Genomic DNA, 24,258 nt, shown 5'->3' with positions numbered 1-24,258 from the left:
GGCCGTCACTTGCGCGGAGCGGGGCGGGGACTGGCCGACCTGATCCTGCCGCCGATGGCGCATGACAGCCGAGAGGCGACGGCTGCGGCCGGCCTGACGCCCGACGCCTGGAGCCGGATCAAATTTCTGGAAGCGCCGGTCTGCGACGGCTGCGGGGCGGCCTTCGACTTTGACGGCGGCGCCTTCGCCGAGGATCGCTGCGCCGCCTGTATCGCCAAGCCCTATGCGTTCGAGAGAGCGCGCGCGGCTTGCCTGTATGACGAGGCGTCACGCGGCCTGATCCTGAGGTTCAAGCACGGGGACCAGCAACAGTTCGCGCCCCTGTTCGCGCGCTGGATCGGACGCGCCGCCGCCGATCTGGTCGAAGACGCGGACGTGATCCTGCCCGTGCCGCTGCATCGGTTTCGCCTGTTGTCGCGGCGCTTCAATCAGGCCGCCGAAATCGCCCGGCCGCTGGCCCGCCACGCTCACCGCGACTATTTGCCCGACGGTCTGGTCCGCACGACCCACACGACCAGCCAGGGCGGCAAGAGCCAGCGCGGGCGGCGGCTAAACGTCAAGCAGGCCTTCGCCGTGACCGAGGCAGGCCGGCGTCGGATCCGGGGGCGACGCATCCTTCTGATCGACGATGTGTTGACCACGGGCGCGACCGGAGAGGCCTGCGCGCGCGCCCTGATCGACGCCGGAGCGCGCGCCGTGGATCTCGCCGTCATCGCGCGGGTGCGAAACGCCCGTGAACTGACTATGTGAAGAGCGCCCTATCGCTCGTCTCGCGGCGGCTCTCTGCTTGAGGGCGCTGGAGTTTATTTTGGAGATCTGAACTTGGCCGACGTCGTCATCTACACCAAGCCTGGCTGCCCCTACTGCTTCAGCGCCATGTCGCTTCTGAAGAAAAAGGGCGTGGACTATACGGAAATCGTCGCGTCCAACGATCCCGACAAGAAGGCCGAGATGGTCGAGAAGTCAGGCGGCCGCATGACCTTCCCGCAGATCTTCATCGACGGCCAGCACGTCGGCGGTTCCGACGACATCCACGCGCTGGATCGCGACGGCAAGCTGGACGGACTTCTGGCCGCCTGATCCATGAGCAGCGGGCTCGACATCGCCCTGATCCAGACGCGCACGCCGGCGACGGCGCGAGCGGCGCTGGCGCATGTCGAGCCGCTGATCCGCGAGGCGGCGTCGGGCGGAGCGAAGTTCATCCTGACGCCCGAGGGGACCAATGTCCTGGAGCAGCGCCGAGACCGGCGCGATGCGGCGATCACGACCGAGGACGAGGACGTCGCCGTTCTGGGTCTGCGTCGTCTGGCGGCGGAAATGGGCGTCTGGCTGCTGATCGGTTCGGCCATCGTCCGGTCTGGCCAGGCGGGAGATGGCCGCGCCGCCAATCGATCGCTGCTGATCGATGCGTCGGGCGGGATTGTGGCCCGATACGACAAGCTGCATGTCTTCGACGTAAACCTGCCCAATGGCGAGACCTATCGCGAAAGCGCGACGGTGCGGCCCGGCGACGGGGCGTCGGTGGCGGACACGCCCTGGGGCCGGCTGGGCCTGACCATCTGCTACGACATCCGCTTTCCGCACCTGCATCGCCAGCTAGCCAAGGCGGGGGCCTCGATGATCGCCGTGCCGGCCGCCTTCACCGCCCCGACCGGAGAGGCGCATTGGGAAACCCTGCTGCGCGCCCGCGCCATCGAGACGGGGGCGTTCGTCCTGGCGCCGGCGCAGGGCGGACTGCATGAGGACGGTCGCCGCACCTGGGGGCGATCCACCGTCGTCGGCCCGTGGGGTGAGATCATCGCCAAGGCGGATCACGACGAGCCTTGCATCGTGCGTGCGAAACTGGACATGGAAGCCGTGGCCAAGGCGCGCGCCGCCGTGCCCAGCCTGACCCACGATCGCGATTTCCTGCCCGCTGTTTGACGCCCCATGATCCGCTACGCCCTGAAATGCGACCAGGCCCACGCCTTCGAAGCCTGGTTCGGCTCCTCGACCGCCTATGACGATCAGGCGGCGCGGGGGCTGGTGGAATGCCCGTTCTGCGGTTCGCACGCGGTCGAAAAGGCGATCATGGCCCCGGCCGTCAGCGGCGCCCGAAAGGCCGATCCCGCCTTCGACGTCGCCGCCAAGATGCAGACGATGATGATGGCCGCCGCCCGCGAGGTCCGCGCCCATGTCGAGGCCAACTTCGACTACGTCGGCGACGCCTTCGCCCGCGAGGCCCGCGACATCCACGAGGGCCGATCCGAGAAGCGCGAAATCTATGGCGAGGCCACGCCCGCAGAGGTGAAGAAGCTGAAGGACGACGGCGTTCCGGTTTCCGCCCTGCCTGACGCTCTGCCAGACCCGTCCAAGGTGAACTGATGACCCTGCAATGGCGGCCCATGCGGCCTACGGACATCGATGCGGTGGTGGAGGTGGCGCGGCTGTCGTTTCCCGACCATTTCGAGGATCGCGCCTGTTTTCAAAACCGGCTGGCGCTTTATCCGCGCGGCTGTTTCGTGCTGGCGGAGAGCGAGGGCGCCGCGCGGGGCTATCTGATCGCCTATCCGTGGAAGGCCGAGAGCGCGCCGCCGCTGAACACGGTGATCGAGGGCCTGCCGGCTCAGCCGGATTTGATCTATCTGCACGATCTGGCCCTGCACCCCGAGGCGCGGGGCGGGGGCGTGACCGGCGCCATCGTCGAGCGACTGGCCGAACAGGCGACGGAAGACGGTTGGCCCGCCATCGCCCTGGTCGCCGTCAATGACGCTGTCGGCTTCTGGTCTCGACACGGTTTCGTCGAGCAACCCGCCGAGGCCATGGCGGCCAAACTGGCCAGCTACGGCGCCGACGCCCGCTATATGCTGCGACCGCTCTAGCGCCGATTCAGCGCGGTCTGGCCGCCCGCGCGCACGAAGTGGATGCGTTGAGGACGGGGCAGGGCGACATAGGCCCGGCGTCTCATTTCACGCTCGCAGACGCTGGCGTCGCCAAGGCTGTCGGGTGTCAGGACGGCACGATGGACGGCGCACCAGTCACGACTGGCGGCGCGGATGCGGCCGGCCAGGATCATGGCCTCGCCGGGTCGGGCCATGTTCAGCCCCTCGGCATCCACGTGCATGTCCGGCGCCTGGCCCGCGGCCAAGGCGGCGGCTAGCGCCGCTGCAATCATCAAACCCATCGTCATTTCCCCTTCGAAATGGGCCTGTGTCAGGCCCGTCGGGGGAAAGAGGCGTCCGTCAGCGGCGTCGGATGCGGCGTCGGGGATGAAATATCGGTAAGGCGGCGATCAGCGCGGCGAACGCCCGCTCTGGTCTTTCTGTCCACATGCCTGTAAGAGGCGCGCGCCTCCCGCATGCCTTTCATGACCAGCGGCCGCCCGTATGCCGGCCGCGCCTTTTCGCGATACTCAAATGAACCTGCGCAACGTCGCCATCATCGCCCACGTCGACCACGGCAAGACGACCCTGGTGGACCAACTGCTCGCCCAATCCGGCGTCTTCCGAGCCAACGAGGCGCAGACCGAGCGCGCGATGGACTCCAACGACCAGGAAAAAGAGCGCGGCATCACCATCCTGGCCAAGTGCACCTCGGTGCTCTGGAACGGCAAGGCGGGTGAAACCCGCATCAACATCATCGACACCCCCGGCCACGCCGACTTCGGCGGCGAGGTCGAGCGCATCCTGGGCATGGTGGACGGCTGCGTCATCCTGGTGGACGCCGAAGAGGGCGTCATGCCCCAGACCAAGTTCGTGCTGACCAAGGCGCTGAAGATGGGCCTGCGCCCGATCCTGTGCATCAACAAGGTCGACCGCGCCCACGCCGATCCGGACCGCGTCCACAACGAGACCTTCGACCTGTTCGCCGCCATCGGCGCGACGGACGAGCAGCTGGACTTCCCGCACATCTACGCCTCGGGCCGCAACGGCTGGGCGACGCTGGACCTGAACCAGCCCAACGACAATCTGGCCCCGCTGTTCGACCTGATCGTCGATCACGTCCCGCCGCCCGCCGTCCAGGCCAACCGCGACAAGCCCTTCCGCATGCTGGACGTGCTGATCGAAAGCGATCCCTTCCTGGGCCGTCTGCTGACCGGCCGCATTGAGAGCGGCAAGGCCGTTCCCGGCATGGCGATCCACGCCCTGGACCGTGAAGGCAAGGAAATTGAACGCGGCCGCATCACCAAGGTGCTGGCCTTCCGCGGCCTGAAGCGTCAGGCCCTGGACGAGGGTTCGGAAGCGGGCGACATCGTCGCCATCGCCGGCATGTCCAAGGCGACCGTCGCCGACACCCTGTGCGCGATGGAAGTCACCGAGCCTCTGCCCGCCCAGCCGATCGATCCGCCCACCATCTCGATGACCGTCTCGGTCAACGACAGCCCCCTGGCCGGTCGCGAAGGCGACAAGGTCCAGTCGCGCGTCATCCGTGATCGCCTGCTGAAGGAAGCCGAGGCCAACGTCGCCATCCGCGTGACCACGACCGAAGGCGGCGACGCCTATGAAGTCGCCGGCCGCGGCGAACTGCAGCTGGGCGTTCTGATCGAGAACATGCGCCGCGAAGGCTTCGAGGTTTCGATCTCGCGTCCGCGCGTGGTGTTCCAGACCGGCGAGAACGGCGAGAAGCTGGAGCCGATCGAAGACGTCATGATCGACGTCGACGACGAGTTCTCGGGCATCGTCATCGAGAAGCTGTCGGCCCGTAAGGCCGAAATGACCGACATGGGCCCGTCGGGCGCCGGCAAGACCCGCATCAGCCTGAAGGCGCCGTCGCGTTCGCTGATCGGTTACCAAGGCGAATTCCTGACCGACACGCGCGGTTCGGGCGTGCTGAACCGCGTGTTCAGCCACTATGAGCCGCACAAGGGCGCCATCGCCGGTCGTCTGAAGGGCGTTCTGATTTCGAACTCTGACGGTGAAACCGCCGCCTTCGCCCTGTGGAACCTGGAAGACCGCGGCATCATGTTCGTCGGCGCCGGCGAGAAGACCTATCAGGGCATGATCATCGGCGAGAACGCGCGCTGGGACGACCTGGACGTCAACCCGATCAAGGGCAAGCAGCTGACCAACGTCCGCGCCTCCGGCAAGGACGAGGCCGTTCGCCTGACGCCGCCGCGCCAGATGTCGCTGGAACAGGCCATCGCCTATATCGACGACGATGAACTGGTCGAGGTGACGCCCAAGTCCATCCGCCTGCGCAAGCAGACGCTGAACCCGTCGTTCCGCAAGAAGCGCGTTCGCCCGGAGTAGTCAGCAATCCCTGACTGACGTGCGGTGGGATGCGGCCTATAGACGGCTGACATGAACGCCTCGCCCAGTCTGGATGACCGCCTTGACGAGGCCGCCCGCGCGGAAGACCCGCGCGCGGCGGTCTCTGTCGTTTTGCGCGAGACCTATGACGCCGCCCGCGCCAGGGCGGAGCGCAAGCTGGACGGCGGCATGAAGGGCCGCGACGTGGCGCGTCTGTACGCCGCCGCCGCCGACGAGATGCTGGCCGGCCTGTGGCGGGTGGCGACCCAGACGCTGTGGCCGACCTCGCCGGTCGAGGCCGAGCGGCTGGCCCTGGTCGCGGTCGGGGGCTACGGCCGGGGCGTGCTGGCGCCCCATTCCGATCTCGACCTGCTGTTTCTGAGATCGTCCAAAGCGACGCCGCGCGGCGAGCAGGTGATCCAGTTCGTCCTCTATGTGCTGTGGGACCTGGGGGCCAAGGTCGGGTCGGCGGTGCGCTCGGTCGAAGAGTGTCTGAGCCTGTCGCGCACCGACATGACGGTGCGGACGACCCTGCTGGAGGCGCGTCCGCTGGCGGGGGACGAGGCGCTGGCCCAGCTGATGATCGGCCGGTTTCGCGACATGGTGTCGAAATCCGATCCGCGCCCCTTCATCGCCGCCAAGCTGGAGGAGCGGGCCGCCCGGCACGAAAAGGTCGGCTCGACCCGCTACAAGGTCGAGCCCAACGTCAAGGACGGCAAGGGGGGCTTGCGCGACCTGAACACCCTGTACTGGATCGCCCGGTCCCTGGCGCCCGAAAGCCGGCTGGGCGCGACGGTGATGGACGAACTGTTTACCCCCCGCGAGCGACGGACGTCGGACGAGGCGTTCGACTTCCTGTGGCGGGTCCGCATCCACCTGCATCTGATCGCGGGCCGGGCCGAAGAGAAGCTGACGTTCGACATGCAGCCCGAGGTAGCCCGCCGCATGGGCTGGCGCGGGCGCGGCGACGAACCGGCGGTCGAGCGGTTCATGCGGCGATACTTTCTGGTCGCGCGCGACGTCGGCGCTCTCACCCGCGCCATGTCGGCCAAGCTGGAGGCGCGCCACCAGAAGACGGCGCATGGCCTGTCGCGTCTGATGGCGCCGTTCCGGCCCGCCCCCCGGCGCAAGCTGGAGGTCGAGGGGTTCTGGATCGATCAGGGCCGGTTGTCGGTCGAGGGGCCGGAGGTGTTCGCCGCCGATCCGGTCAAGCTGCTGGCCCTGTTCGTCTGCGCCGACAAGCACGACCTGGATCTGCATCCGGACGCCTTTTCGGCGGTGACGCGGTCGCTGTCGCTGGTGACGCCCCGGCTGAGGCGCGATCCGGCGGCGACGCGCGCCTTCCTGGACGTTCTGGCGCACGGGCAGCGGCCCTATCGCGTCCTGACCATCATGAACGAGACGGGTCTGTTGGGTCGGTTCCTGCCCGAATGGGGGCGGATCGTCGGCCAGACCCAGTTCAACATGTACCACGCCTATACGGTCGACGAGCATACGCTTCAGGCCATCGGCATCATCAACGACATCGCGCGCGGCAAGCTGAAGACCGACCACCCCATGGCCAGCGAGATCGTGCACCTGATCTCGGACATGGAAGCCCTGATGCTGGGCATGCTGCTGCACGACGTCGGCAAGGGCGGCGAGCGGGGGCAGCTGGAGGATGGCGCTATCGCCGCGCGTCGGGCGTGCGAGCGGCTGGGCGTCGATCCGCGCCGGATCGAACTGGTCGTCTGGCTGGTGCGCAGCCATCTGGCGCTTTCGGACTACGCCCAGAAGCGCGACCTGTCGGACCCGGCGACCATCCGAGCTTTCGCCGAACTGGTCGGCGACCCCGAGCGGCTGCGGATGCTGCTGGTCCTGACCGTCGCCGATATCCGGGCTGTGGGGCCGGGGGTGTGGAACGGCTGGAAGGGTCAGCTGATGCGCACCCTCTACAACCAGGTCGCCGCCCTGTTTCGGGGCGAGGACGTGACGCGCGAGGATCCGCTGGCGGCGCATCCGGCCCTGGTCCAGCGGGCGCGCGAGACGGGCGCCGCCGCCGAGAGCGCCCCAACCGCGCCGGTGCAGGGGCTGACGGTGCAGACCACCGAAATCTCCATCGCAGCGGCCGACCGGCCGGGCCTGTTCGCCGATCTGGCCCAGACCATGGCCGCGCTTGGGGCCGACGTGACCGACGCCCGCGTGGCGACCGAGGACGGTGTCGTTCTGGACGTGTTTCGTGTTCAGGACGGAGCGGGCCTGCCTTATGGCCAGGCCGAGCCGCGTCGCCTGAAGGCTTTGGTCGAGGCGCTGGAAAAGGCCGCGCGGGGCGAGGGCCGTATCGGCCAGGCGCCCGATCCGACCGGCAATGCGCGCAAGGCGGCCTTCGAAGTCCGGCCCGTGGTCATGGTCGATCACCACGCCAGCGAGGTCGCCACCGTAGTCGAGGTGTCCTGCGCCGACCGGCCGGGGCTACTGGCGGACCTGTCGCGCGTGTTCAACGACGAAGGCCTGAGCATCCGCTCCGCCCATGTCGCCAGCTATGGCGAGCGGGCGGTGGACAGTTTCTACGTCGTGGATCGCAAGGGGCGGAAGATCACCTCGGAACAGCGGATCGCCGAACTGCGCACCGCGCTTGAGGCCGTGCTGGACAGCCGCGCGCCCGCGCCCGCCGGACGCAAGGTCGCCTCGGCCCGCGCCAGCGCACGCGACGTCTCCGACCTGGGCCGCCGCAGCCCGCGCGCAAAGCCCGTATCGCCCGGCGAACAAGCGCGCTAAGCGACAACCTTCCTCCGCGCCCTGTCGAATGTCCGCATGAGCCTCGCCCGAAACACCCTGGTGCAGTCGACCCTGACGCTGGGCAGTCGAATTCTCGGCTTCGTGCGCGACATGGCGCTGGCGGCGCGCTTCGGCCAGGGGCCGATGATGGACGCCTTCACCACGGCGTTGATGCTGCCCAACATGTTCCGCCGCCTGTTCGCCGAGGGCGCCTTCGCCCAGGCCTTCGTGCCGGTCTATGGCGGGGTTCGGGCGCGCGAGGGCGAGGAAGCGGCCGCCGTCACGGCGTCCGAGGCGCTCAGCTTCATGCTGGCCGTGGTCGCCGGCTTCTGCATCCTGTTGCAGGTCGTGATGCCGTGGATCATGCCGTGGCTGCTGTCGGCCTATCAGGGTCAGCCCGAGGTGCTGCGCGCCGCCGTGATCGCGACCCAGCTGGCCATGCCCTATCTGGCCTGTATGACCGTGGCCTCGCTGCTGTCGGGCGTGCTTAACACCGGCGGTCGGTTCGCGCTGTCGGCGGCCGTGCCGGTGTTTCTGAACCTGTGCACCCTGGCCGCCCTGATGCCGCCGCTGATCCTGCCGATCCCGCAGGAGACGGTGCTGCTGATGGTGACGGCGGCGGTGACGGTGTCGGGCCTGATCCAGGCCGGTCTGCTGTGGTGGGGCGTGCGGCGTCTGGGCGTTCGGCTGAAGATCGGCCTGCCGCGCATCACGCCGAATGTGCGTCACACCCTGGCGCTGGCCGTGCCCGGCGCCCTGGCGGGCGGGGCGCTGCAGATCAACTCTCTGGTGTCGCAGTTCCTGACCGGCTCGGACGAGGGCGCGCGCTCGGTGCTGTATAACGCCGACCGCCTGTATCAACTGCCACTGGGGCTGGTGGGGGTCGCCATCGGCCTGGCCCTGGTGCCGCGCCTGACCAAGGCTTTCGTCGATGGCGATCACGAGGGCGGCCAGAAGACGCTGGACGACGGCATCAACCTGGCCATGGCCTTCACCCTGCCGGCGGCCGTGGCCCTGTTTGTCATTCCCTTCTTCATCATCGACGCGACGGTGACGCGGGGCGCCTTCACCTCGGCCGACGCCGCCCGCACCGCCGACGTTTTGCGTCAGTTCGCCTGGGGCGTGCCGGCCTTCGTCCTGGCCAAGGTTCTGACCCCGCCCTTCTTCGCGCGCCAGGACACGCGCCGTCCGATGATCTTCGCCGTGGCCAGCGTGGTCATCACCGTCATCCTGGGCTCGGCCCTGTTCTTCTGGTTCCGCCGTCAGGGCTGGGACGGGGTGCTGGGCCTGGCCATCGCCACCAGCACCTCGGCCTGGGTCAACGTCGCCCTTTTGGGCGGCGTCCTGATCCGCGAGAATAGCTGGCGGCCGTCGCCGGCCTTTTTGTCGCGCATCGCGCGCGTCATCGCCGCCAGCGCCATGATGGCCGCCCTGCTGTTCGCCGCCGACGTCTTCTATCCGCAGCTTAGCCGCCTGTTCCTGGCCAAGGAGATCGCCGTCCTGGTGGTCTGCGGCGCCGGAGCAGGGCTTTACGGCTTCTGCCTGCTGGCGTTCCGGGCCGTCACGATCTCGGAACTGAAGGCCACGCTGAAGCGCGAGCCCGGCGGCGGCGCGGTCTCCGGTCTGGACTGACAGGCGGCGAATCGATAAGCGCGAGGCCATGACGACCTCGGGCCTGATCCATGACCTGCGATGGCGCGGCTGAGCCGCCGCCTGCCTCGCCACGCCTGCCTTTCGACCTTCCGAGACCCGATCCCATGACCGACCAGACCCCGGACGTTGCGACCCCCGTCCCTAACTATGACGGCCCTCGCCGCATCCTGTCCGGCATACAGGCCTCAGGCGCGCTGCACCTGGGCAACTACCTCGGCGCCCTGAAGCGGTTCGTGGAACTGCAGGACCAAGGCGCGCCGGTCTATGTCTTCGTCGCCGACATGCACGCCATCACCGTGTGGCAGGATCCGGCCAAACTGACCGCCCAGACGCGCGAGATCGCCGCCGCCTATCTGGCCTCGGGCCTGGATCCGGAAAAGGCGACCATCTTCCCGCAGTCGGCCGTGCGCGCCCATGCGGAACTGGCCTGGATCTTCAACTGCGTCGCCCGCCTCGGCTGGCTCGACCGGATGACCCAGTTCAAGGAGAAGTCGGGCAAGCACAAGGAACGCTCCTCGGTCGGCCTCTACACCTATCCCGTGCTCCAGGCGGCCGACATCCTGCTGTACAAGGCGACCGAAGTGCCGGTCGGAGAGGACCAGAAGCAGCATTTGGAGCTGACCCGCGACATCGCCGCCAAGTTCAACAACGACTTCGGCGTTCCCGGCTTCTTCCCCGTACCTGAACCGATCATCCAGGGACCGGCGACCCGCGTCATGTCCCTGCGCGACGGGGCGGCCAAAATGTCCAAGTCGGATCCGTCCGACAACAGCCGCATCAACCTGACCGACGACGCCGACACGATCGCCTCCAAGATCAAGAAGGCCAAGACCGATCCCGAGCCGTTGCCGGAAACGCTGGATGGCCTGAACGAACGGCCCGAGGCCAAGAATCTGGTCGCCATCTATGCGGCGTTGGCGGGCCTGACCCGCGAACAGGTGATCGCACAGTTCGGCGGCCAGGGCTTCGGCGCCTTCAAGCCGGCGCTGGCGGACCTGGCGGTGTCGTCGCTGGCGCCCGTGACGGCCGAGATGCGCCGTCTGATGGACGATCCGGCCGAGATCGACCGCGTGCTGAAGGCCGGCGCCGAACGCGCCGCCGAGGTCGCCGATCCCGTGGTGGACGAGGTCAAGAAGATCGTCGGCTTCTGGAGGGCGTAATGGGGGTCTATGAAGCCAAGGTCGTCTGGAACCGCGGCGACCAGCCCTTCCTGGACAAGGGCTACAGCCGGGCCCATTCCTGGAGCTTCGACGGCGGAGCGGTGGTGCCGGGGTCGTCGGCGCCCTCCAGCGTGCCCGTGCCGATGTCAGATCCGGCCGGCGTCGATCCGGAAGAGGCGATGATCGCCTCTCTGTCCAGCTGTCACATGCTGTGGTTCCTCGCCTTCGCCGCCAACGCCGGCCTGGTGGTCGACACCTATGTTGACGAAGCGTCGGGCAAGATGGGCAAGGACGAGAACGGCAAGCGCTACCTCGCCGAGGTGACGCTGCGCCCCTTCACCAGCTTCACCGGCCGCGAACCCGATCAGGCCGAGATCGACGCCCTGCACCACCAGGCCCACGATCACTGCGAAATGGCCCATTCGGTCCGCGCGACCATCACGGTCGAGGCGACGATCGGCTAGGCGGCGATCGCCGTCTCTTCCTCGACCAGGGACCGGAACAGGGCGTGGGCGGCGATCATGCCGTCGGAGGTCGCCAGGGTGATGTTGGAGGCGGCGCGCGCCAGATCGCCGGCGGCGAAGACGCCCGGCTGGGTCGTCTGCTGCATAGCGTCCACCTTGATCACTCGCCCCATCGGGGTGTCAGTCATCTCGCAGCCCAACCGCTCGGCGAACGGGCTGGCGACGCGCACATTGGCGCCGACGAAGATCGCCTTCAGGTCGACGAACCGTCCATCGGTCAGCCGCGCGCCGCTTAGCTCCGGCGCCTCGCCCTCCAGCCGCGCGATGGGCGTGGCCTCGATGGTGACCCCGCGTCGATCCAGCAGACGGGCGTCCTCGGGCGACAGTTCGACGTCCAGATCCATGAACAGGGTGACCTGGCCCCATTCGGCGACCGTCGCCGCATACTGGACCGCGTGATCGCCGCGCCCCAGCACGCCGATGGGGCCGCCGCCGATCTCATAGCCGTGGCACCAGGGACAGTGCAGGGCGGTGCGGCCCCAGCGTTCTTTCACCCCCGGGATGTCGACCAGCACGTCCTCGACTCCGTGCGACAGCAGCAGCCGGCGACCGCGTGTGCGCGTGCCGTCAGCGAAGGCGACCGAGAAACCGCCATCGATCCGTTCGACCTCGACCGCCTCCGCCATGCGGAAGGCGGCGGTCGGATAGGCCGCGACCTGGGCTCGAGCCGACGCCGTGATCTCAGCGCCGGGCTTTCCGTCATTGGTCAGGACGCCATGGGCGCGAGCGGCGAACCGATTGCGCGGCCGGCCGTCGTCGATGACCAGAACGCGGCGGCGCGCGCGGACCAGCTGCATGGCTGCGGATAGGCCGGCATAGGAGCCGCCGATGATCAGGGCGTCGTGCGCCATGACGTCAGGACTTTCGGGCGTGGGCATGCAGGAGGTCTCTCTTGGGATGTTCGGCCATGCGGCGCGAGAAATCCGCCGCCAGATCGGCCAGGGTTATGTCGTTCAGACGCGCGATCAGCAGGGCGCGGGCGGCGGCGTAGGTCTCGGCCAAGGCGTAGTTGACCGCCGCCTCGACCAGGCAGCCGTCGGCCTCGATAGGCGGAGCGGCCGGAAACAGATCCGCGCCGCCGAGGGCCGCGTTCACCTGGCCCAGGGTGACCTGATCCAGCGGTCGCGACAGACGCCAGCCGCCGCCATGTCCCTTTTCCGACGCCACCAATCCCTGCTCGCGCAGGCCGGCCATGGTTCGGCGCACCACCACGGGATTGGTCGAAAGGCAGACCGCGAGCTGGTCAGAGGTCATGGGCGAGCCGGTGCGTGTCTCATGCCCGGCCATGTGCAGCAGGGCGTGGAGAATGTTGGACAGGCGAGAATCCCTTTTCATGTAACTGCAATTGTTACGTGATGGATCGCCCGTCAAGAGCGCGCGTCTGCTTTTTTTTTAGCCGTGTGGGACGGCGTCGGTCAGGAAGGCGCCGAAACGGCGCAGGGCCTCGACTGTTAGGTCCGGATCGTGGCGCATCGGACCGTTGTTGGTGGGTTCGTCGAAGGCGTGAGTGCCCCCGGCGATCCAGCTTTCGACCTCGGAGCCGCAGTTGCGGATCATGGCGTTGACCTGTTCGGCGTTGCGCACAGTGGTCAGGTGGTCGCGCTTGCAGGTGACGGCCAGAACGCGCGGGCAATGCCGCCAGGGCTTCAGCCGGTTGAAGGCGAACGGGCCGATGTAGGGATAGGCCAGCCACACCGCCTTGACGCCGGACAGGTCGGCCTCGGCGGGATCGATCACGCCAAAGGCGCCGGGCGTCGGCGCGCCGCTCATCATCTCCATGATCGACCAGCCGCCGTGGCTCCAGCCGGCCAGGGCCAGCTTTGTCGCATCGACATCGGGGCGTGCCGAAACGCCCTGGATCGCCGCCAGGACGTCGCCCACCCGCTCATAGCCCCGGAACGACAGGCCCGTGCAGACCGCCGCCAGGGTGAAGGCCCGACCCCAGCCGCGCGGGCCGTAGGAATCGATGATGAAGGCGCGCCAGCCCGCCGCCTTGGCGACCTCGGCATAGCGGGGCAGGTGATCGCGCAGACCCCCGCAGCCGTGGAACATCAGCACGGCAGGACGGGGCCGATCGTCGTCCGGACCTACGACGGTGATGTAGGGCTCCAGCCGGGCCCAGCGGCGCTTCAGATCATCCATTCCCGATTTACGCCGCAGCTTACGCTCCGACGCCAGCCCCTCTTGCGCATTTCCTCATTCAGATATATCTGAACCGCTGTGAATAGATATATCGAAAAGGAATCGATCATGAGGTCCAAGGGGATCTTTCAAGGACGCCGCAACGGGTGCGGCGAAAAACACGGTCGCCATGGCGGCCTGGCCTTCGGGCGCGGCATGCGCGGCGGGCGCGGCGCGGACTTCGGTCCCGGGTGGGAAGGCGGCGAGGCGCGCGGACGTGGTCACGGCCATGGCCGGCGCGGCGGCGGGCGCCTGTTCGACCACGGCACGCTGCGCTGGGTGCTTTTGTCGCTGATCGCCGACAAGCCCAGCCACGGCTATGAGCTGATCAAGGCGGTCGAAACGAGACTGGGCGGCGCCTATTCGCCCAGCCCCGGCGTCATCTATCCCAGCCTGACCTTGCTGGAGGAGATGGGCGCGCTGGAGTCCGAGGCCCAGGGCGGCAAGAAGCGGTACGCGATCACCGAGGCCGGACGCGCCATGCTGGCGGACAAAGACGATCTGCTGAAAACCGCCGAGGCGACGATGGACAAGTTCGCTGCACGCGCCCTCCGTCCGCCCGCCATCCAGGACGCCATCGGCCGACTGCGCCACACCCTCCATGGGCGGCTGACCGGCGAGGTCGCCCTGACCGACGCTCAGGTCGACGCCATCGCCGCCGTTTTGGCCGAGGCGGCCGACAGGATCGAAAAGACATGAGTGCGCGCGAAAGCCGTCGCGTTCGGCACGAGCTGAAGTTTCGCACGCTCTCGGTCGTCTCGGTCGAAGGCCTGACGCCCACCCTGAAGCGGGTGATCCTGAGCGGCGATGACCTGACCGGCTTCGTCAGCGCAGGATTCGACGATCATGTGAAAATCTTTCCCGTACGAGACGGAGAGACGCTGAACCTGCCGACCGCAGGGCCAGACGGCCCGGTGTTTTCAGAGCCCCGGCCGATCGCGCGCGACTACACGCCGCGGGCCTATGATCCCGCGACCAACCGGCTGACCATCGACTTTGTCATCGGCCATAGCGGTCCGGCGACGGAATGGGCCGAAGCGGCGGCGCCTGGAGCGATCTTGGGCGTCGGCGGGCCGCGTGGGTCGTTCATCGTCCCGGTCGACTATGCCGACCATGTCCTGATCGGCGATGAGACGGCCTTGCCGGCTATCGCCCGCCGTCTGGAGGAACTGCCGACCGGGGTGCGCGCCCTGACTGTGATCGAGGTTGCAGACGCCGCCTCGCGATTGACGCTGACGAGCCGCGCGAACCTGACGTCAGTCTGGGTCGAGCGCGACGGCGATCATGAACAGGCCCGCGCCCTGGTTTCGGCCGCGAAGTCGGCGGCGGCCGACGTATCGCGCGACGACGCCTATGTCTGGATCGCGGCGGAAGCCCAGGCGGCCAAGGCGTTGCGCGGCGCCATGGTCGCACTCGGTTTCGACCCCAAGGCGATGAAGGCGGCGGGCTACTGGCGTCTGGGCGATGGCGGCGCCCTTGGCGTCATCGAAGACTGACGTTCAACGCGCCCGGCGCAGCGTCAGGTTCAGCCGGCCGCCGCCGGGGATCAGGCGCGACGATCCGGCCAGCACGCGGTCGACGCCGTGACGGGCCAGGCGCGCGGGGCCGGTCAGGGCGCAGACGTCGCCGCTGTCCAGCCTCAGCGTCGTGGTGCGTCCGCCGTCCGCCGCGCCGATGCGGAACGTCGCCGCGTCTCCCAACGACACCGACAGGACAGGCGCGCCGAGATCGGCCTCGTCCTTGTCCTGATGCAGGCCCATCTTCGCCGCATCGCGATACAGATTCACCAGACAGGCGTCCGGCGGCGTGGGCCAGGCGACCGTCGCGTCCCACAGGTCGAGCAGCACAGTCGGGATCGCGGGCCACGGTCGCCCGGTTTCGGGATGGGTCGACTGATAGCGATAGCCGCCCCGGTCGGAGACCCAGCCCAGAGGCCCGAAGTTGCTCATCTGAACCGAAAAGGGCCGCCCGCCCGGCGTGGTCGGCCGATAGAGGGGCGCGTCATCCAGCCGGGCGACCACCTCGGCGACCAGATCAGCCTGCGCCGCGGCATCGAGCGCCCCCGGCCAGAGCCGGTAGCCCTCGACGGCGGTCTTCACCTCAACGGGTGTAGGTGTATTCGCTGACCTCACAGACATTGATGCGCGACCGCGTCAGCTCCTGACCGTTGGTGAACTCGGCCTTGAAGTCATAGATGCAGGCGCCCGAGCCGTCATCGATGTTGATGCGCACATCCTGCCCGCTTTCCAGAACATCCGAGCCCAGGATGTCCTCTTCCCAGTCATCGCTGCGCGAATCCGACGCGTAGAAGCGCAACATGGTCCAGCCGGTGCGGTTCTTGATGGTGACGTGCCGATCATAGCCGTCGCGCGACTGGATGGCCGGCGCCCCAGCAGGCGGCGCGGCGGCGGCCGAAGAGCCGATCAGAACGGCGGCGGCGACGGCGGCCTTGAGCATGATCTTGATCATTGTTTCCTCTCCCTTCCTTCATCGCGGTCCCCAGAGCGCGATGGGAAATCTTATGCCCGACGATCGCTGCCTCCGCATCTTCGAATTTCAACGTTCTTCGAAAGCGTTGAATCGCATAACGCCCTTGCGGGCCGGGGGGATTTTCCCATATCGGGGCCAGCTTCGGAGAAACCCCGCGAAACTTGGGGCTATCCAGCCTGATCCACGCCAACCCAACCGGGGGCGGTCACGCGCGGCGCTTCGTCGAAGGCCGCCGCATCGCCCGCCGAACCAGAGAGACTGAAGAACACATGGCCAAGATTATCGGCATCGACCTGGGCACCACCAACTCGTGCGTCGCCGTCATGGACGGCAAGACGCCGAAGGTGATCGAAAACGCCGAGGGCAACCGCACGACCCCATCGGTCGTGGCGATCCAGGACGGCGCGGAAGTGCTGGTGGGCCAACCCGCCAAGCGCCAGGCCGTCACCAACCCGTCCAACACCTTCTTCGCGATCAAGCGCCTGATCGGCCGCAACTTCGATGATCCCGTCGTCGCCAAGGACAAGGGCATGGTGCCCTATGAGATCGTCAAGGGCCCGAACGGCGACGCCTGGGTGCGCGCCTTCGGCAAGGACTATTCCCCGCAGCAGATTTCGGCCTTCACCCTGACCAAGATGAAGGAAGCGGCCGAGGCCTATCTGGGCGACAAGGTCACCCAGGCCGTGATCACCGTGCCGGCCTACTTCAACGACAGCCAGCGTCAGGCCACCAAGGACGCCGGCAAGATCGCCGGCCTGGAAGTGCTGCGCATCATCAACGAGCCGACTGCGGCGGCCCTGGCCTATGGTCTGGAAAAGAACGACGGCCAGAAGATCGCCGTCTATGACCTGGGCGGCGGCACCTTCGACGTCTCGATCCTGGAGATCGGCGACGGCGTGTTCGAAGTGAAGTCGACCAACGGCGACACCTTCCTGGGCGGCGAGGACTTCGATCTGCGTCTGGTCGACTACCTGGCCGACGAGTTCAAGAAGGAGCAGTCGGTCGACCTGCGTCAGGACAAGCTGGCCTTGCAGCGCCTGAAGGAAGAGGCTGAAAAGGCCAAGAAGGAGCTGTCGACCACGACCCAGTACGAGGTCAACCTGCCGTTCATCACCATGAACGCCTCGGGTCCGCTGCACCTGAACATCAAGCTGACGCGCGCCAAGCTGGAAAGCCTGGTCGAGGATCTGGTCCAACGCACGATCGAGCCGTGCAAGAAGGCCCTGGCCGACGCCGGCCTGAAGGCTTCGGACATCGACGAAGTGGTTCTGGTCGGCGGCATGACCCGCATGCCCAAGGTCGTGGAAGCCGTGAAGGCCTTCTTCGGCAAGGAGCCGCACAAGGGCGTGAACCCTGACGAAGTCGTGGCCCTGGGCGCCGCCGTTCAGGCCGGCGTTCTGCAAGGCGACGTCAAGGACGTGCTGCTACTGGACGTGACGCCGCTGACCCTGGGCATCGAAACCTTGGGCGGCGTGTTCACGCCCCTGATCGAGCGCAACACGACGATCCCGACCAAGAAGAGCCAGACCTTCTCGACCGCCGACGACAACCAGTCGGCCGTGACGATCCGGGTCTTCCAGGGCGAGCGTCCGATGGCGTCGGACAACAAGATGCTGGGTCAGTTCGACCTGATGGGCATTCCGCCCGCACCGCGCGGCATGCCGCAGATCGAGGTCGCCTTCGACATCGACGCCAACGGCATCGTCAACGTCTCGGCCAAGGACAAGGCGACCAACAAGGAGCAGTCGATCCGCATCCAGGCGAACGGCGGCCTGTCAGACGCCGACATCGACAAGATGGTCAAGGAAGCCGAAGCCAACGCCGCGACCGACAAGGCCAAGAAGGATCTGGTCGAGGCGCAGAACGCCGCCGACAGCCTGATCCACTCGACCGAGAAGGCCCTGGCCGAACATGGCGACAAGGTCGGCGCGGACGAGAAGACGGCCATCGAGACCGGCCTCGCCGAGCTGAAGACCGCGCGCGAAGGCACTGACCCGGAAGACATCCGCGCCAAGACCAACACCCTGGTCCAGGCCTCGATGAAGCTGGGTGAAGCTATGTACGCCCAGCAGCAGGGCGACGCCGCCGCCGAAGGCCAGCCGGCCGACGACGGCGTGGTCGACGCCGAGTTCGAGGAAGTGTCGGACACGGACGGCGACGACAAGAAGAGCGCCTGATCCGTCACAGGTCGCTGAAATGATAAGGCCCCGCTTGTCTTGCGATAGGCGGGGCCTTTTCATGAAACTTGCATCATAGGTCCCGGACCCCATGTCATCCGGGACATCGATTTCGACCAACGCTCGATAAGAGGCGAGGCGAAAGCGAACGGGGAAGTATGAGGACGAACGCCCGATGGCGCGTGATTATTACGAAGTTCTGGGTGTCGAACGCACGATCGACGCCCCCGGCCTGAAAGCCGCCTACCGCAAGCTGGCCATGATCCACCACCCGGACCGCAATGGCGGCTCGGAAGAGTCGATGGCAAAGTTCAAGGAGCTGTCCGAGGCCTATACGGTGCTGTCGGACGACAACAAGCGCGCGGCCTATGATCGTTACGGCCATGCGGGCGTAAATGGGGGTGGCGGCGGCAATCCCTTCGGCCAGGGCGGCCAGGGTTTCTCGGACATCAACGACATCTTCTCCCAGGTCTTTGGCGATGCGTTCGGGGACGCGTTCGGCGGACGCCAGGGCCGGGGCCAGCAGGGCGGACCGCGCCGGGGCTCGGACCTGCGCTACGATCTGGAGATCACCCTGGAGCAGGCCTACAAGGGCGAGGACGTCGAGATCGACATCCCCTCGACCATGACCTGCGACACCTGCGAGGGGTCGGGGGCCAAGCCGGGCACCAAGCCTGTCACCTGCACCACCTGCCAGGGCGCCGGTCGCGTGCGCCAGGCCAACGGCTTCTTCCAGGTCGAGCGCACCTGCCCCCGTTGCCACGGCCAGGGTCAGATGATCGCCGATCCCTGCACCACCTGCCACGGGCATGGCCAAGTGCGCAAAACCCGCACCCTGAACCTGAAAATCCCCGCCGGCGTGGACGACGGTTCGCGCATCCGTCTGTCGGGCGAGGGCGATGCGGGCCAGCGCGGCGGACCGCGCGGCGATCTGTACGTCTTCATCTCGGTCACGCCGCACGACCTGTTCGAGCGCGACAACCTGGACCTGCTGGTCACCGTGCCCGTGCCGATGACGGTGGCGGCCCTGGGCGGCGAGATCGACGCCCCTTGCCTGGTCTCAACGGCCTGCGACGGCAAGTGCAAGGCCTCCGTCGCCGTGCCGGCCGGCGCCCAGACCGGCAAGACCGTACGCATCAAGGGCAAGGGCATGCCCCATCTGAACGGCCGCAACCGGGGCGATCTGGTGGTCGAACTGTTCGTCGAGACGCCCACCGATCTGACCGCGCGCCAGCGTGAGTTGCTGGAAGAGCTTGCCCTGTCGTTCGGGGAGGGGCAGAACCCCAGGAATTCCAGCTTTGCCGGAAAGGCGAAGCGTTTCTGGGCCGACATCCTGGGCAGTCAGGACGCGGACGGGTCGAAAGAGAACGCGGTTTGAGCGCAATCTTCCACGCCGGCATATCCGGCTATCGCGGCCGGATGGGGCGTGCGGTCTCTCAGGTTCTGGACGCCCGCGAGGACGTGGTGGTCGCCGCCCGTTTCGATTGGGGCGAAACCGCCGACCTGTCGCTATGCGACGTGATCATCGATTTCTCCACCCCGGCCGCCTCGGTGGCCCTGGCCCGGAGCGCAGCCGAGCGCGGCGGCCCGGCCCTGGTGATCGGCTCGACCGGCTTCACGGACGAGCAGGAGGCCGATCTGATGAAGGCCGCCGAGAAGGTCGCCATCGTCAAGAGCGGCAACTTCTCCCTAGGCGTGAACATCCTGATCGGCCTGGTCCAGCACGCGGCCCAACGTCTGGACGCCCAGGATTGGGACATCGAGATCACCGAGGCCCACCACCGCCGGAAAGTGGATTCACCGTCGGGCACGGCCCTGATGCTGGGCGAAGCCGCCGCCGAGGGGCGGTTCGCGGATCTGGATGACCTGCGCTCCAAACCCTATGACGGGGTCCAGGGCGAGCGCGAGAGCGGCAAGATCGGCTTCTCCTCCATCCGCGCCGGCGGCATCATCGGCGAGCATACCGTGCTGTTCGCATCGGAAGACGAGGTGCTGACCCTGAGCCATTCGGCGATCGATCGGTCGCTGTTCGCCAAGGGCGCGGTCGCCGCCGCCGCCTGGGTGCGGACGCGGGGCCCCGGTCTCTATGACATGCAGGACGTACTTGGCTTTCGCCAAGCATGATTTAGAGGCGCTGACGCGCCGCGCTACGTTCGCGCCGCGGTCGCTCACGACTTGAGCGCCGAAAAGAGACTAAGCCGCGTCTTCCTGCGCCGGCAGGCCGTAGGCGTCCCAAAGTGATCGGTCCTTCAGCGCCTTGGCGAGGAAGGCGACGTGGGCGGCCTGTTCCTCTGGCGTGGAGCGCGGCGCCAAGGGGCGGGGACGCTGGCCGTAGGCGGCGGTTTCGATGACGCCGCCGGGGCCACGACCGACCGGCGCGGACGACAGGTCCAGCACCCGTTCCTTGCCGCCGCGAAGCTCCAGATAGACCTCGGCCAGCAGACGGGCGTCGATCAGGGCGCCGTGCAGCGTCCGCTCGACCAGCGACACCTTGTAGCGTTTGCACAGGGCATCCAGTGAGTTGGGCATCCCCGGAAACCGCGTCTGGGCCAGTTTCAGCGTATCGATCCAGCGCGCCTCGCCGGTGATCGGCCGGCCGCACCGCGCATATTCGAAGTCGATGAAGTTGCGGTCGAAGGCGGCGTTGTGGGCGATCATCTGCGCATCGCCGATGAATTCGATCAGGTCGTCGGCGATCTCGGCGAACTTGGGCGCATCCTTGACCTTTTCGTCGGTGATGCCGTGAACCCGGATGGCGTCGGGCGGGATCAGCCGCTCGGGATTGACGAACCGATGGAAGGTCCGCCCCGTCGGCAGCAGATCCTGGATCTCGATACAGCCGACCTCGATCAACCGGTCGCCCGTCTTGGGGTCGAAGCCGGTGGTTTCCGTATCCAGAACGATCTCGCGCGCCATTTGCTCTTAATGGCGTCATTCGCCTCAGCGCGAAAGGCTCGCCGCGCCACGCCGGGGAGATATCCACGACGGGTCCAGAACGGCGGCCACGATCGCCTCGACCTCGGCCCGCGCGGCCTCCAAACCCCGGCCGGTGTCGATGACGAAATCGGCGCGCATACGCTTTTCGGCGTCCGGCATCTGGCGCGCCAGGATGGCGTCGAACCGTTCGCGGGTCATGCCGAGGCGGGCCAGGACGCGCTCCGCCTGGATCGCCGGATCGGCGGTGACCACGACCACGGCGTCGACGGCCCTGTCTCCACCCGTCTCGAACAGCAGGGGGATATCCAGAACCGCCAGTTTACTACCCGCCGAGCGCGCCGCCTCCAGGTCCGCCGCGCGCCCCTGGGCGACCAGGGGGTGGACGATGGCTTCCAGACGCCGAAAGGCGGTCTCGTCTTTCCCAAGCGCCTCAGCCAGACGCGTGCGATCGACCGCGCCGTCCACCACGACGCCGGGAAAGGCTTCGCCTACCGGACCGACCGCCGCGCCGCCGGGCGCGTAGAGGCGGTGAACCGCATCGTCGGCGTTCCAGACGACGGCCCCCAGATCGGCGAACATGGCTGTCGTCGTCGACTTGCCCATGCCGATGGAGCCGGTGAGACCGAGCAGGATCATGCCGCCTCGCCCAGATGCGTCATCAACAGGGCCCGAAGATCGATAGGCGGCGGCGGGCGGCGGAACAGGGCTTCGAACGACGGCGCCGCCTGGCCGATCAGCATGGCCAGTCCATCCACCGTCGGCAGGCCGCGTTCGCGCGCTGCCGTCAGGAACGGCGTGGACAGCGGCTTGTACGTCATATCCATCACCACCGTGCCTGGCGCGATCCGGTCGAAGTCGATGGTCGGCGGGACGCTGAGCGCATTGATGACCAGGGCCGCGCCGTCGAAGGCGTGGCCGTCCGCCATGACCCGAACCGAGGGTCCAAGATCAGCGGCCAAAGCCTCTGCACGTTCGGGCGAACGGTTGACGATGCGAACCTCGGCGCCGGCCTCGACCAGGGCGCCGGACCCTGCGCGGGCCGCGCCGCCGGCGCCCAGCATCACCACCGGCCGCCCGGCCACGTCCAGGTCCGGCGCCTTTTCCTTCAGGCCGCGCATCAAGCCCACGCCGTCGGAACTGTCGGCCAGCACCCGCCCGTTTTCGAACTGCAGGATATTGGCCGAGGACGTCAGCCGCGCCGCCGCCGTCGCCTGATCCGCCACGGCGAAGGCCTGTTGCTTGAACGGCGCGGTGACGTTCAGCCCCATGATCAAACCGGCGCGTCCCGCTGCGACTAGGGCCTCGAACCCGGCCGCATCGGCAGGGGCGAAGGGGACGTAGGCGCCGTCGATCCCGCCGGCCGCCAGCCAGGCGTTGTGGATGACCGGGCTGAGCGAATGGGCGACCGGATTTCCGACGATGCCGGCGACCAGGGCGGCCCCGGTTATGCGGTGCGTGCTCATGTCGCGATCACCCCCGCCCGACGCAGCTCTTTCAACACCGGCCAGAGCGGCAGGCCCAGCACCGTGAAATAGTCGCCGTCCACCGCCTCGAACAGCTGCGAGCCCAGCCCCTCAAGCCGGTAGGAACCGACGCAGGACAGCAGGGCCTCGCCCTCCGCGGCCAGATAGGCGTCGAGGAAGGCGACCGAGAAATCGCGCATCCGCATCTGAACCGTATCGACGCCGGACCAGACGATCTGGCCCTTGGTCGCCAATGCTGCGCCGGAATGCAGCTGGTGCGACTTGCCGCGCATGGCCTTCAGCCGCTCGCGCGCCGCGTCCAGAGACCTGGCCTTGGAGACCAGGCCGCCGTCAAAGGCCAGGGTCTGATCCGAGCCCAACACCCAGGCGGTCTCATCGTCGCGTGAGACGGCCAGGGCCTTGGCTTCCGCGAGACGAACGGCGAGGGCGGCGGCGTCCAGGTCGGTCGAGACGGCCTTGATGGCGTCCTCGTCCACATCGGCGACGCGCACCTCGAAGGCGACGCCGGCGTTGTCCAGCATGGCGCGGCGGGCCGCGCTCTTGGACGCCAGGATGAGAGCTTCAGATTTCACCAGGTCGTCCCGATCTTGTGGTTGCGATGCTCGCTCAGAAGATTGGTGATCGCCGCCGCCGTCTCTTCCACCGAACGGCGGGTCACGTCGATGGTCGGCCAGCCGCGCCGCTCGAAGGCCCGGCGCGCTTTGATCGTCTCGTCGCGCACGGCGTCCTGATCGGTGTAGTTCGACGACTGGCTGGCGTTCAGATTGTCGATGCGGTTGCGCCGGATCTGAACCAGTCGATCCGGCGACACGGTCAGTCCGATCACCAAGGGGTTCTTCAGCTTGGTCAGCCGCTCGCCGTCCTCCTGACCCGGCACCAGGGGCACGTTGGCCGCCCTGATGCCCCGGTGGGCCAGATAGATGCAGGTCGGGGTCTTGGATGTCCGGCTGACCCCGCACAGAACGACATCGGCGCCCTCCAGCTGATCCAGAGAGCCTTGGCCGTCGTCGTAGGCCATGGCAAAGTCCAGCGCCGCGATCCGGTTGAAATAGTCGTGGTCCAGCGCGTGCTGGGCGCCGACGCGTGTGGACAGGGCCGCGCCGAGGTAGCGCGACATGGCCCCGACCAGCGGATCCAGCGCGCCGATCTGGGGCATGTCCAGGCGACGGCAGCCTTCTTCCAGCTGCTCGCGCAGATCGCGGTCGACCAGGGTGTGGAGAACGACGCCCGGCGCGGACTCCACCTCCTGCAGCACCCGCTCCATCTGCTTTGCCGACCTCACCAGGGAATAGATGTGCTCGATCGGAATGACGCCGTCGAAGCGTGCGGTCACCGCCTTGGCCATGGCGTTCAAGGTCTCGCCGGTGGAGTCCGACACCAGGTGAACGTGGAAATAGGTGGCCAGACGGGCCGGTCCCGAGGGTCTTGCAGGGCTCATGAGACTGTCTGTCTCCCTGTTGAAAGTTGGGGGACGGCGTTGGACCGTCGGGGCGCCGTTTTTCTTAGCCGCTGATCGATCCGCCCGCGAGCGGGGATGATGGTGGATCGCGTTGGTCGTCCGCCGCCGGATCATCCCAAGGCGGAAAACCGAATTTCCAACCGCTGTGGAAAATCCTAATGAAAGGTTAACGGCGCTTAACCGCGTTCACAGCCGCAAGTCCCCGCAA

Annotated in this window: 26 protein-coding genes; 15 read left to right on the top strand and 11 right to left on the bottom strand. The window is 67.5% G+C overall.

All coding sequences use genetic code 11. The features are described from left to right. The first annotated feature begins 9 nt into the window (after nt 1–9). The 5 genes from GGC30_RS11660 to GGC30_RS11640 all read left to right on the top strand — a co-directional run bounded on the left by GGC30_RS11660 (nt 10) and on the right by GGC30_RS11640 (nt 2,861). The gene (locus tag GGC30_RS11660; protein WP_228763719.1) at nt 10–750 is read left to right on the top strand and encodes a ComF family protein; all 741 of its coding nucleotides are present in this window, start codon (nt 10–12) and stop codon (nt 748–750) included. 72 nt (nt 751–822) lie between these two features. Continuing rightward, nucleotides 823–1,080 (top strand): glutaredoxin 3, encoded by a 258-nt coding sequence (gene grxC / locus GGC30_RS11655; RefSeq protein WP_055755096.1) that lies wholly within the window; start codon nt 823–825, stop codon nt 1,078–1,080. Nucleotides 1,081–1,083: 3 nt separating this feature from the next. Next, nucleotides 1,084–1,923, top strand: a complete 840-nt coding sequence (locus GGC30_RS11650; RefSeq protein WP_153924256.1) for a carbon-nitrogen hydrolase family protein — start codon at nt 1,084–1,086, stop codon at nt 1,921–1,923. Between the two features lie 6 nt (nt 1,924–1,929). Next, nucleotides 1,930–2,364: a DUF1178 family protein gene (locus GGC30_RS11645; RefSeq protein WP_153924255.1), complete on the top strand. Its 435-nt coding sequence runs from the start codon at nt 1,930–1,932 to the stop codon at nt 2,362–2,364. Beyond that, nucleotides 2,364–2,861, top strand: coding sequence for a GNAT family N-acetyltransferase (locus tag GGC30_RS11640; RefSeq protein WP_153924253.1), 498 nt, complete (start codon nt 2,364–2,366; stop codon nt 2,859–2,861). The genes GGC30_RS11645 and GGC30_RS11640 overlap by 1 nt, the downstream gene beginning before the upstream one ends. On the opposite strand, the gene GGC30_RS11635 is transcribed toward GGC30_RS11640, so the two are convergent. Next, nucleotides 2,858–3,163: a UrcA family protein gene (locus GGC30_RS11635; RefSeq protein ID WP_194943585.1), complete on the bottom strand. Its 306-nt coding sequence runs from the start codon at nt 3,161–3,163 to the stop codon at nt 2,858–2,860. The genes GGC30_RS11640 and GGC30_RS11635 overlap by 4 nt on opposite strands. A gap of 232 nt (nt 3,164–3,395) precedes the next feature. Here GGC30_RS11635 and typA point away from each other — a divergent pair, with 232 nt between their 5' ends. The 5 genes from typA to GGC30_RS11610 all read left to right on the top strand — a co-directional run bounded on the left by typA (nt 3,396) and on the right by GGC30_RS11610 (nt 11,262). Next, on the top strand, nt 3,396–5,228 hold the full coding sequence (gene typA / locus GGC30_RS11630; RefSeq protein WP_055755091.1) for a translational GTPase TypA: 1,833 nt from the start codon (nt 3,396–3,398) through the stop codon (nt 5,226–5,228). Nucleotides 5,229–5,279: 51 nt separating this feature from the next. Further along, nucleotides 5,280–7,985, top strand: coding sequence for a [protein-PII] uridylyltransferase (glnD, locus tag GGC30_RS11625; RefSeq protein WP_153924249.1), 2,706 nt, complete (start codon nt 5,280–5,282; stop codon nt 7,983–7,985). Nucleotides 7,986–8,021: 36 nt separating this feature from the next. Continuing rightward, nucleotides 8,022–9,617, top strand: a complete 1,596-nt coding sequence (gene murJ, locus GGC30_RS11620; RefSeq protein ID WP_153924247.1) for a murein biosynthesis integral membrane protein MurJ — start codon at nt 8,022–8,024, stop codon at nt 9,615–9,617. Between the two features lie 125 nt (nt 9,618–9,742). Next, nucleotides 9,743–10,798, top strand: a complete 1,056-nt coding sequence (gene trpS / locus GGC30_RS11615) for a tryptophan--tRNA ligase (RefSeq protein ID WP_153924237.1) — start codon at nt 9,743–9,745, stop codon at nt 10,796–10,798. Continuing rightward, nucleotides 10,798–11,262, top strand: a complete 465-nt coding sequence (locus GGC30_RS11610; protein WP_137720462.1) for an OsmC family protein — start codon at nt 10,798–10,800, stop codon at nt 11,260–11,262. Before trpS ends, GGC30_RS11610 begins: the two co-directional genes overlap by 1 nt. On the opposite strand, the gene GGC30_RS11605 is transcribed toward GGC30_RS11610, so the two are convergent. Genes GGC30_RS11605 through GGC30_RS11595 form a run of 3 tightly spaced genes read right to left on the bottom strand, consistent with a single transcriptional unit; the run spans nt 11,259 to nt 13,464 of the window. Next, nucleotides 11,259–12,200, bottom strand: coding sequence for an NAD(P)/FAD-dependent oxidoreductase (locus GGC30_RS11605; protein WP_228763716.1), 942 nt, complete (start codon nt 12,198–12,200; stop codon nt 11,259–11,261). The genes GGC30_RS11610 and GGC30_RS11605 overlap by 4 nt on opposite strands. Beyond that, a complete protein-coding gene (locus tag GGC30_RS11600; RefSeq protein WP_153924230.1) occupies nt 12,178–12,657 on the bottom strand; it encodes an Rrf2 family transcriptional regulator in 480 nt (159 codons plus the stop codon). Before GGC30_RS11600 ends, GGC30_RS11605 begins: the two co-directional genes overlap by 23 nt. Before the next feature lie 57 nt (nt 12,658–12,714). Further along, nucleotides 12,715–13,464: a dienelactone hydrolase family protein gene (locus GGC30_RS11595; protein ID WP_153924227.1), complete on the bottom strand. Its 750-nt coding sequence runs from the start codon at nt 13,462–13,464 to the stop codon at nt 12,715–12,717. Nucleotides 13,465–13,572: 108 nt separating this feature from the next. Between GGC30_RS11595 and GGC30_RS11590 the strand changes: the two genes are divergently transcribed. Both GGC30_RS11590 and GGC30_RS11585 read left to right on the top strand, forming a co-directional pair. Further along, nucleotides 13,573–14,202, top strand: coding sequence for a PadR family transcriptional regulator (locus GGC30_RS11590; protein ID WP_153924225.1), 630 nt, complete (start codon nt 13,573–13,575; stop codon nt 14,200–14,202). After that, complete coding sequence (locus GGC30_RS11585) at nt 14,199–14,999, top strand: siderophore-interacting protein (protein ID WP_153924223.1); 801 nt, start codon at nt 14,199–14,201, stop codon at nt 14,997–14,999. The genes GGC30_RS11590 and GGC30_RS11585 overlap by 4 nt, the downstream gene beginning before the upstream one ends. A gap of 3 nt (nt 15,000–15,002) precedes the next feature. Here GGC30_RS11585 and GGC30_RS11580 read toward each other — a convergent pair whose 3' ends face one another. Both GGC30_RS11580 and GGC30_RS11575 read right to left on the bottom strand, forming a co-directional pair. After that, the gene (locus GGC30_RS11580) at nt 15,003–15,641 is read right to left on the bottom strand and encodes an alpha-ketoglutarate-dependent dioxygenase AlkB (RefSeq protein ID WP_153924221.1); all 639 of its coding nucleotides are present in this window, start codon (nt 15,639–15,641) and stop codon (nt 15,003–15,005) included. Continuing rightward, complete coding sequence (locus GGC30_RS11575; RefSeq protein WP_153924218.1) at nt 15,604–15,972, bottom strand: hypothetical protein; 369 nt, start codon at nt 15,970–15,972, stop codon at nt 15,604–15,606. Before GGC30_RS11575 ends, GGC30_RS11580 begins: the two co-directional genes overlap by 38 nt. A 257-nt stretch (nt 15,973–16,229) precedes the next feature. On the opposite strand from GGC30_RS11575, the gene dnaK reads away from it, so the two are divergent. The 3 genes from dnaK to dapB all read left to right on the top strand — a co-directional run bounded on the left by dnaK (nt 16,230) and on the right by dapB (nt 20,294). Further along, on the top strand, nt 16,230–18,170 hold the full coding sequence (gene dnaK / locus GGC30_RS11570; RefSeq protein WP_255353582.1) for a molecular chaperone DnaK: 1,941 nt from the start codon (nt 16,230–16,232) through the stop codon (nt 18,168–18,170). A gap of 175 nt (nt 18,171–18,345) precedes the next feature. After that, entirely contained in the window at nt 18,346–19,548 is a 1,203-nt protein-coding gene (gene dnaJ / locus GGC30_RS11565) for a molecular chaperone DnaJ (RefSeq protein ID WP_055755084.1), read from the top strand. Beyond that, nucleotides 19,545–20,294 carry a 4-hydroxy-tetrahydrodipicolinate reductase gene (dapB, locus tag GGC30_RS11560; RefSeq protein WP_153924217.1) on the top strand — a complete coding sequence of 250 codons (750 nt, stop codon included), beginning with the start codon at nt 19,545–19,547 and terminating at the stop codon, nt 20,292–20,294. The genes dnaJ and dapB overlap by 4 nt, the downstream gene beginning before the upstream one ends. A 69-nt stretch (nt 20,295–20,363) precedes the next feature. Here the strand turns inward: dapB and dnaQ are convergent, their stop codons facing one another. From dnaQ to GGC30_RS11535, 5 genes are read right to left on the bottom strand one after another with little or no spacing between them, the layout of a single operon-like run. Continuing rightward, nucleotides 20,364–21,086: a DNA polymerase III subunit epsilon gene (gene dnaQ, locus GGC30_RS11555; protein WP_153924215.1), complete on the bottom strand. Its 723-nt coding sequence runs from the start codon at nt 21,084–21,086 to the stop codon at nt 20,364–20,366. 24 nt (nt 21,087–21,110) lie between these two features. Next, nucleotides 21,111–21,743 carry a dephospho-CoA kinase gene (coaE, locus tag GGC30_RS11550; RefSeq protein WP_153924213.1) on the bottom strand — a complete coding sequence of 211 codons (633 nt, stop codon included), beginning with the start codon at nt 21,741–21,743 and terminating at the stop codon, nt 21,111–21,113. Then, nucleotides 21,740–22,570: a shikimate dehydrogenase gene (locus GGC30_RS11545; RefSeq protein WP_153924211.1), complete on the bottom strand. Its 831-nt coding sequence runs from the start codon at nt 22,568–22,570 to the stop codon at nt 21,740–21,742. Before GGC30_RS11545 ends, coaE begins: the two co-directional genes overlap by 4 nt. After that, nucleotides 22,567–23,163 carry a nucleoside triphosphate pyrophosphatase gene (locus tag GGC30_RS11540; protein WP_370451966.1) on the bottom strand — a complete coding sequence of 199 codons (597 nt, stop codon included), beginning with the start codon at nt 23,161–23,163 and terminating at the stop codon, nt 22,567–22,569. The genes GGC30_RS11545 and GGC30_RS11540 overlap by 4 nt, the downstream gene beginning before the upstream one ends. Then, nucleotides 23,160–24,029, bottom strand: coding sequence for a pyruvate, water dikinase regulatory protein (locus tag GGC30_RS11535; RefSeq protein ID WP_055809600.1), 870 nt, complete (start codon nt 24,027–24,029; stop codon nt 23,160–23,162). Before GGC30_RS11535 ends, GGC30_RS11540 begins: the two co-directional genes overlap by 4 nt. Nucleotides 24,030–24,258 lie beyond the last annotated feature (229 nt).

The organism is Brevundimonas sp. SPF441, assembly GCF_009661015.1.
GTDB lineage: Bacteria > Pseudomonadota > Alphaproteobacteria > Caulobacterales > Caulobacteraceae > Brevundimonas > Brevundimonas vesicularis.
This window is presented reverse-complemented; position numbering and strand designations above follow the sequence as displayed.